Source organism: Streptomyces sp. NPDC029956, from assembly GCF_055574655.1.
On record NZ_JBVHZJ010000130.1, the window covers coordinates 1 to 1,786 of the forward strand.

Consider the following 1,786-nt stretch of genomic DNA (forward strand, 5'->3'; position numbering starts at 1 on the left):
GAGGTGAGGAGGAGGTGGCGCACGCCGTACTCGCGGACCAGGTGCTCCGCGACCTGACGGCCCAGCTCACCCGTACCACCCGTCACCAACACCACGTCCGTGTCGGTGAACGCAGCCGTCACGGCGACGCCGGACTCGGCGCGCACCAGCCGCGCCACCAGCAGCTCGCCCTCGCGTACCGCGATCTCGGGCTCGCCGTCCACGGACAGGGCACGCTCCAGTACGCCCAGGTCGGAGGCGTCCCCGCCCAGGTCGACCAGACGGAGGGTCCGCTCCGCGTACTCCGCGCGGGCCGCCCGGACCAGGCCCCAGACCGGGGCGTTCACCAGGTCCTCCGCACCGGTGGAGACGGCACGGCGGGTGACCCAGACCAGCTCCGTCCCGTCGAGACGCGGATCCGCGCACAACTCCCGCAACTGCTCCAGTACGTGCGAGGCGGCGGAGCGTATCTCCTCCGCGTCCGGCGAACCGCCGCCCGTCACCGTCCCGGTGACGTCCACGACGATCCGCGCGGGCGGTGCCTCGTCCTCGCCGAGCCCGTCCAGCGCGGCGGCCAGGTCCGGTACGGCCTCGGCGCCGAGAAGGCGCGCCAGCGCGCCACTGCCCCCCAGCACCCAGAGGTCGTCGTCGTACTCGTCCTCCCGTAGGGTCCGCGCGGGCGTGAACTCGACGCGGTACAAGTGCTCGGCCGTCCGGCTTCCGCGGATCTGCTCCCGGGTCGCCTCGCGCAGCGCCAGCGTTCCGGAGACCACCACACGTCCGGCAGGGTCCGTGGCCAGCAGCTCGGCCGACGACTGCGCGGCGTTCAGCTCGACCCGGACCCGCAGCTCGGAGCTGCCGGTGGAGTACAGCTCGACGCCGGACCACTCGAAGGGCAGGACGACGGCCTCGTCCGTGCTCCTCAGCGCGGTGAGCGTGTGCAGGGCGGCGTCGAGGAGGGCAGGGTGGATGCCGAACTCGTCGGGCTCGATGCCCTCCGGAAGACGGACCAGACCGAAGCCGAAGTCGCCCCGGCGCCGGAGCTCCCGCAGCCCCTGGAAGGCCGGACCGTACTCCAGTCCCTGGCGGTGCAGCCGGTCGTAGAGCCCTTCGAGGTCCACCTCGACGGTGTCCGCCACCGGCCACTGCGCGAGCGCGGCCACGACGTCCGGCTCGCCCGCAGCGGTCCCGTCGGGACCGCCGTCCAGGGTGCCGGTGGCGTGGCAGGTCCAGGCTTCCTGGCCGTCCTCGTGACGACTGTAGATCGCGACCTCGCGCCGACCGCCGCTGTCCTCCGCGCCGACGGTGATCTGGAGGCGGACGCCTCCGTTGTCGGGGAGGAGGAGGGGTTCGGCGAGGGTGAGTTCCTCGACGCGTGTGGCGCCGACTTCCTGGGCGGTGGCGAAGGCGAGTTCGAGGAGGCCGGTGCCGGGGGTGAGGGGGGTGGAGAAGACGGTGTGGTCGGTGAGCCAGGGGTGTTCGGTGGGGGAGAGGCGTCCGGTGAGGAGGTGTCCTTCGCCGTTGGCGAGGGGGGTGACGGCTCCGAGCCAGGGGTGGGGGGAGGTGTGCAGGCCGAGGGAGCCGGCGTCGGTGGGGTGGCGGGTGGTCTCGGTCCAGAAGTGTTCGTGTTGGAAGGGGTAGGTGGGGAGGTTGGCGGGGGTGGTGCTGGTGCTGGTCGTGCTGCTGGTGGTGTTGGTGGTGTTGGTGGTGTTGGTGGTGTTGGTGGTGGTGGGGGTCCAGGTGTGGCCGTGGGTGTGGAGGTGGGTGAGGTGGTGGTGGAAGCGGTGGAGGGTGCCGTGGTTGCGGG

1 protein-coding gene is annotated in these 1,786 nt (G+C 72.5%); it reads right to left on the reverse strand.

All coding sequences use genetic code 11. The features are described 5' to 3' along the window. Positions 1 to 1,786: polyketide synthase dehydratase domain-containing protein (locus ACZ4XX_RS40255; protein WP_468512773.1), on the reverse strand; the 1,786-nt coding region annotated here is incomplete at both ends.